Source organism: Chitinivibrionia bacterium (genome assembly GCA_009779925.1).
Taxonomy (GTDB): domain Bacteria; phylum Fibrobacterota; class Chitinivibrionia; order Chitinivibrionales; family Chitinivibrionaceae; genus WRFX01.
The window spans coordinates 1-5,721 of record WRAZ01000071.1; the positions used below are offsets into that span (position 1 = coordinate 1).

Sequence of the window (5,721 nt, forward strand, 5' to 3'; positions counted from 1 at the left end):
AGCGACGACGTTAATCTGGGCAGTTTAATCGGTGTAAACGCAAGAGTAAGAATTTCGCAAAGAAAATTTGAAAATTTTATTGCAGAAAGTCAGCGCCGTCCGCAAAACAATGCGGCAAAAATCAGCGTAAGAGGCATAGTTGAAAGTGTTGAGAGCAGAAATATTTACTCCGAACTTCCCAACAGAATTGTGAGCGTAAATGTTGTAGAAGGCGACCGCGTAGAGCAAGGGCAAGTATTAGCCGCGCTCAACAGCGAGGACTTAAACATCCAAAGAGCAAGCGCCGCGGCGGCATTGAGAATGGCGGAAATCGATTCGGCAAGAGCCCAACACAACCACGACAACACCCGCGCCCTATACGGCAGAGGCATAGCAAGAGACGAACTTCGCCAAGCCGAATTCACGCTCCAGTCAAAAACCGCCGCCAAAAATCTGGCGCAAACCCAACTCGACGCAATAAACGCAACCCTCAGAAGAACGTCAATCCGTTCCCCGATGGACGGCACAATAACATCGGTAATCGCAAAAGTCGGCGAAATAGCCGTAAGCCGATTATTCACAGTAGAAAACACCGAAAACCTGCGAATTATAGCCAGATTCAGAGAACAAGACCTGCCCAAAATCAGCGTAGGAACGACAGTAAGCATAACAACGGATGCAAACCCCGACAAAGTCTATTCAGGAAAAATCACCCGAATAAACCCCGCCGCGACCGCGCAGTCTCCCGTCCCGGAATTTGAAACGGAGATACAGGTGGTATCGGAGAACTCCGATTTGCGGATTGGTATGAATGTGAGGGTGGTGGTGGATTTGTAAAGAGACAAGGCAATGCCTTGTCTTTGCGTTTCCGTCAATCGGTAATTCCGATTATTCCGAAATATTATTTCTTCGTTTTCTTCTTCGGTATCGGCACTACTTTCTCTAACGCCGCCGCAACGCTTTTGGCGGTTTCGCTGTCGTCTATGTCTAATACGTAATGCTCTTTTGCGCCGTTGTACGGAATACCGACGTCCGCCGTTTCTAAGAATTCTTTTACGCAGTCCAGTTTTTTAATGTAAGGCGTGTTGTCGCAAATCAGGATTATCGGCTTTTGGTTTACGTAAACCATATATTCGCCGAACATTTTTTTGTGCGTTATTTCGCCTACGCCGCTTATTTGGTCTGCCACGTAATTTACAAAATCAATGTCGCTTGCCATTTTCGGGTCTCCTTGAAAAGAGGATGTTTTCGAAAGAAAAATACTATTTGTTTTGGGGGCAAAACAACTCCTATTGCGTGGATGTATTCTTGTAATTCGCGCAAATATTGAGGACGCCGCAACATCCTCGCTTAGATTATCTCTCTATAATTCTTATTGATTTAACGTCCACATAAACACGGCGTCCGTTTCTGTCAATCTCGCCGAAAATCTCGATACGGTCGTTTGCGCCTATCAACATTCCTTGCCAGACGTCGCTGTCGATTTCCAGCATAATTTCTCCGGTATTGTCGGCAAAGATATACCTTTCATGCCTTACATTGCGCAGAATATTTCCTTGCATAAATACCCAAGTATCGTCTCTGAGGGTTCTTGCGACAGATACGGGCGTTATCCTTTTTTCGCCGACAATATCCGTTTCGCTACCCCGCGGTCCAACAAATCCGCCTTGTCCATAAACAGGTAAAAAAGCAAGCGCTCCAAAATAAACAGCAAAAAATAAATAAATCTTTCTCATAAAATGCCTCCATAAAAAATAGTTAAGGTTATTGGTAATTATATAGTTTTATTGTTGTTTTATCTTTTTCATTCTCCTAACCGTACGGTCTCAACGTCAGCACTACCGTCAGCGATTGTCCGCCGAAGCCTGCGGGGAGCGGGGCGAAGGGCGCCGCCATTTGGACGGCTTGCATTGCTTGTCTGTCCATTATCGGTCTGCCTGAGGAATTTACCATTGTAAGATTGCTCAACGAGCCGTTTCTGCCTATTGTGAATTGAACTACTACCTCGCCTCTTTCGTTGGGACCGGGTCTCCAGCGTTGACGAATTCTTGCTTGCAGTTGGTCTAAATACCATTGAAACGGGAAGGGCTCGGCTACCGTCAGCGAAATATTTTGCGCGCTCGACGCGTTTTGCGCGGCATTATCGTCAGCAAACAAATCCATAAACGCAGAAATATCGTCCTCGAGCGGCGGGGTCGGACGAGGAGGCGTTGGTTGAGGGCGCGGCTGAGGTTGCGGCGTTGGCTGCGGAGGGGTCGGTTGCGGCTCAGCAGGGCGCGGTTGCTCTACGGGCGGGGTCGGTCTCGGCGGCTCGGGTGGAGCTGGCGGCGCGGGAGGCGGCTCAACGGGCGCGGGAGGCGTTGGTTGCGGCGTGGGCTGAACGGGAGTAGGTCTTGCAGGCGGCGCAGGGGGTTGCGGTAATTGTATTTTTACCAATTCAAAAGTCGGGGGGCGCGTTAAAATTTTCGGTTTCCATAAAAAGGACAAAACAAGCGGCGCAACAACAAGCACAAGAACGTGAAAAACCACCGCGAGAACGACTACTGCGGTAATCGCTTTTGGATTTTCTTCGCCGTCGAAAAATTCAAATAATTTGCGAGCCATAAGCTACTCAGTTTTCAAGAGGTTCGGTCAAAAAGCCCAATCTTACTCCGCCCGCGTTTTGTATCTCCGAAATTACCCTAACAAAGAAACCGTAAGGCACTTCTCTGTCGGCGGAAACAAAAATCGGCGTGTCAAATCTGTTTTGGAAAACTGCGCTGAACTCTCTCGGAAATTCGCTGAGCGGCACAGGATTTCTGTCTATAAAAATCTCGTTTTCTTTTGTAATGCTTATTTCTATTACGGTTTGGTCGATTTCCAAATTTTCGGCGTTGGCGTTGGGCAAATTTACCTGAACGCCTTGGGTAAGCATAGGCGCGGTTATCATAAATATTATAAGAAGCGTGAAAACCACGTCAATCATATTGGTGATATTGATACTGCTTTCGAGCGTTCTTTTGCGTTTTTTTCTTTGCGGCATAGCGATTATCCTTTTGAAACAGCGGCGCTTTGCGAACTTACATTACTTATTACGGAGAGCAATTCTTCCTTAAATTTAATGAAGCCCAATTCCGCGCAGTCGTCAAGGTCGTCTTCGATTTTTTCTGTCTTTTTCAGGAACAAATTGTAAAACACCACCGCGGGAATAGCCACCAAAAGTCCGGCAACCGTTGTTATGAGCGATGTTGCAATTCCCGGCGCAATAACCGTAAGCGAAGCGGAACCCTTGTCGCCGATTTCAAAAAACGCGTCCATAATTCCCCAGACCGTTCCGAAAAGACCGACAAACGGCGCGGCGCTGCTCATAATCGCCAAAATATGCAAGCCCCAACTGAGTTTTCGGACTGCTTTGCTCGTTTCGTTGTTTACTTTTTCTTGCGCAATCGTCACCTGATGCTCAAAGAAAAACGAGAGTTTTCCTTCGTTCGAGGACGCTTTTTTGTGTAAATCAGCGGCAATTCTGTTAAATTCGGAGATGTAATATCCAACCAAATAACCCGCGTAAGAATCCCTGAGCGACTGCTTTATGCTTCCGAAATCCCGAAGCGACTGGAGCCGCTCAAGTTCTTTGCGGAATGCTTTTACCGAAGCGCGCACAGCATTCAAATAGACAATTCTGTTAATAATCACGACCCACGAAATCAGCGACGCGATAAGAAGAACCCAACAAATGGTAAGACCCACGGGACCCGTCTGCATAAGCATTCCAAGAACAGGCGTATTCATATAATAACCTCGTTTTTTATTTGTTTTTTTGCGTAAAAATACGATTTGGGTACCTGCCGCGCGGGCAATTTGTGCTTTTTTTGAAAAAATTGTGAGTTTTGTGTCGCGGCAAATAATATTTTCCAAATAAAATAACACTAATTTTCACAAATTTTACGGAGGCAAGGTTTTATGATTGGCGGTTTAAAGATTTTTTCAGGAAATGCCAACCGTCCGTTGGCGCAAGAAATAGCCAAAGCGGCAGGAGTCGAACTCGGCGAAGTCGATATTATGAAATTCAGCAACGAAAACATCAAAGTTGCGTACAAAGACAGCGTTCGCGGCAAGGACGTTTACATTATTCAACCGAGTTGCTGTCCCGTAAACGACGGACTTATGGAACTTCTTATTATGATACACGCCGCAAAACACGCAAGCGCCGCCCGAATTACCGCCGTAACGCCTTATTATCCGTACGTGCGAAGCGACAAAAAAGACGAAAAACGCATTTCCATAACCGCAAAACTTGTAGCCGATTTATTGGAAGCCGCAGGCGCAAACCGCGTTATGGCGACCAACCTGCATTCGCCGCAAATACAAGGATTTTTCAATATGCCCTGCGATCATCTTCTGGCGGGAAAAATTTTGTGCGACGCGTGTCTTCAAGTTAACGACAACGATTTATCGGACGGCGTGGTTGTAGCTCCCGACGCAGGCAGTGCAAAACACGCGGGTCATTACGCAAGAAGACTGGATTTGCCGATGGCGATTTTGGACAAACGCCGCACCGACGACAGCGAAACCGCGCAAATGGACAACATTATAGGCGACGTCCAAGGCAAACGCGCATTCATTTTCGACGACGAAGTTGCAAGCGGCGGCTCGTTAATAGAGTCGGCGAATATGCTTGTAAAAAACGGCGCAAAATCAATTCAGGCATATTGCGTTCACGGAGTTTTATCAGGCAATTCCAAAGAAAGAATAGTAAATTCACCCATAGAAAAACTTGTTGTGACCGACACAGTTTTCATCCCCGAAGAGAAAAAACACGACAAATTGGAAATAGTTTCGGTAGCCGACTTGTTCGCCAACGCAATAGTGTACACCAATTCGGATAGGTCGATTAGTGGATTGTATGATAGGTTTTGATAGAGAGCAACACGTGTTCCATTTTGGAACACGTGGGCTTTGCTTTAAAAAAATGGAAATTAAAAACACCGAATTACTGAAAAATATATAACCAAACTTTCCCAATTTCCACAAAAAACAATTTTCTTTCCCACTCCACCCTAACCAAATATTATTTTCTCCGTGCAGTAAAAGATGGATAGTCGAAATCCGTTTCGATTTATCTATCCGTGCTCTTTTAAAATTTTCTCTAAACAGCCCTTGCGGCGAGAATGACCTTAATTGGTTGTTCTGCCTCGCCGCTACTGTTTATCGCAAAATTAACACACGGGTTAATTCATCTTTTACTGCAAAAAAATTTGATTTTGGCAGGACAGCCCTTGCTGTTTCTGCAGAAAGGTTGTAAAAGATGGGGAACGAAATAAGCAGTTTGGCTTGCCCAAGTTGCGGCGCGCCTGTAGAAATGAAAGCAAAAATCTGCGGTTATTGCCAACAACCCGTGATTATTGCTACATTCAACAGTGTTCAAAATATGACTTTAGGCGATTTGAACAAATACGCAAATTCCTACAAAAAGTCGTTGAGTGAAAATCCCGACAATCCCGAAATAAATGCTTCTTTAGGAATGTGTTATCTTAAACTTTGTCTTTACGAGAATGCGCAAAAAACATTTAATAAAGCAATAGAAAATGACATAGATAATTCCGAAATCTATTTTTACGCGGCGATTTCGCTTTTGGGCGGCAAAAAGGCGTTTTTAACGCAAAGACCCGTTATAGACCAAATAGAACAATACATAAACGCCGCTGTGGCGTTGGAGCCGAGAGGAATATATTTCTATTTCTTGGCATACATTAAATACGATTA

General features: G+C 45.3%; 8 protein-coding genes. 3 read left to right on the top strand and 5 right to left on the bottom strand.

The genetic code is table 11. The annotated features are described in order from the left end of the window. Positions 1-816: efflux RND transporter periplasmic adaptor subunit (locus FWE23_11130; GenBank protein MCL2845978.1), on the top strand; the 816-nt coding region annotated here is incomplete at its 5' end. A 64-nt stretch (positions 817-880) separates the two neighbouring features. On the opposite strand, the gene FWE23_11135 is transcribed toward FWE23_11130, so the two are convergent. From FWE23_11135 to FWE23_11155, 5 genes are all read right to left on the bottom strand, one after another. After that, positions 881-1,198 (bottom strand): TfoX/Sxy family protein, encoded by a 318-nt coding sequence (locus FWE23_11135; GenBank protein ID MCL2845979.1) that lies wholly within the window; start codon positions 1,196-1,198, stop codon positions 881-883. A gap of 136 nt (positions 1,199-1,334) precedes the next feature. Next, entirely contained in the window at positions 1,335-1,715 is a 381-nt protein-coding gene (locus tag FWE23_11140; GenBank protein MCL2845980.1) for a NirD/YgiW/YdeI family stress tolerance protein, read from the bottom strand. A gap of 76 nt (positions 1,716-1,791) precedes the next feature. Further along, complete coding sequence (locus tag FWE23_11145; protein MCL2845981.1) at positions 1,792-2,583, bottom strand: TonB C-terminal domain-containing protein; 792 nt, start codon at positions 2,581-2,583, stop codon at positions 1,792-1,794. 7 nt (positions 2,584-2,590) lie between these two features. Beyond that, positions 2,591-3,001, bottom strand: a complete 411-nt coding sequence (locus tag FWE23_11150) for a biopolymer transporter ExbD (GenBank protein ID MCL2845982.1) — start codon at positions 2,999-3,001, stop codon at positions 2,591-2,593. 5 nt (positions 3,002-3,006) lie between these two features. Further along, the gene (locus FWE23_11155) at positions 3,007-3,747 is read right to left on the bottom strand and encodes a MotA/TolQ/ExbB proton channel family protein (GenBank protein MCL2845983.1); all 741 of its coding nucleotides are present in this window, start codon (positions 3,745-3,747) and stop codon (positions 3,007-3,009) included. A gap of 171 nt (positions 3,748-3,918) precedes the next feature. Here FWE23_11155 and FWE23_11160 point away from each other — a divergent pair, with 171 nt between their 5' ends. Both FWE23_11160 and FWE23_11165 read left to right on the top strand, forming a co-directional pair. Then, complete coding sequence (locus FWE23_11160; protein ID MCL2845984.1) at positions 3,919-4,875, top strand: ribose-phosphate pyrophosphokinase; 957 nt, start codon at positions 3,919-3,921, stop codon at positions 4,873-4,875. Positions 4,876-5,263: 388 nt separating this feature from the next. After that, positions 5,264-5,721 (top strand): tetratricopeptide repeat protein (locus FWE23_11165; protein ID MCL2845985.1); only part of this gene is annotated, 458 nt, incomplete at its 3' end.

Coding starts and splice junctions, on each gene's coding strand:
- FWE23_11135 (MCL2845979.1), bottom strand. CDS start 1,198: ATGGCAAGCGACATTGATTTTGTAAATTACGTGGCAGACCAAATAAGC.
- FWE23_11140 (MCL2845980.1), bottom strand. CDS start 1,715: ATGAGAAAGATTTATTTATTTTTTGCTGTTTATTTTGGAGCGCTTGCT.
- FWE23_11145 (MCL2845981.1), bottom strand. CDS start 2,583: ATGGCTCGCAAATTATTTGAATTTTTCGACGGCGAAGAAAATCCAAAA.
- FWE23_11150 (MCL2845982.1), bottom strand. CDS start 3,001: ATGCCGCAAAGAAAAAAACGCAAAAGAACGCTCGAAAGCAGTATCAAT.
- FWE23_11155 (MCL2845983.1), bottom strand. CDS start 3,747: ATGAATACGCCTGTTCTTGGAATGCTTATGCAGACGGGTCCCGTGGGT.
- FWE23_11160 (MCL2845984.1), top strand. CDS start 3,919: ATGATTGGCGGTTTAAAGATTTTTTCAGGAAATGCCAACCGTCCGTTG.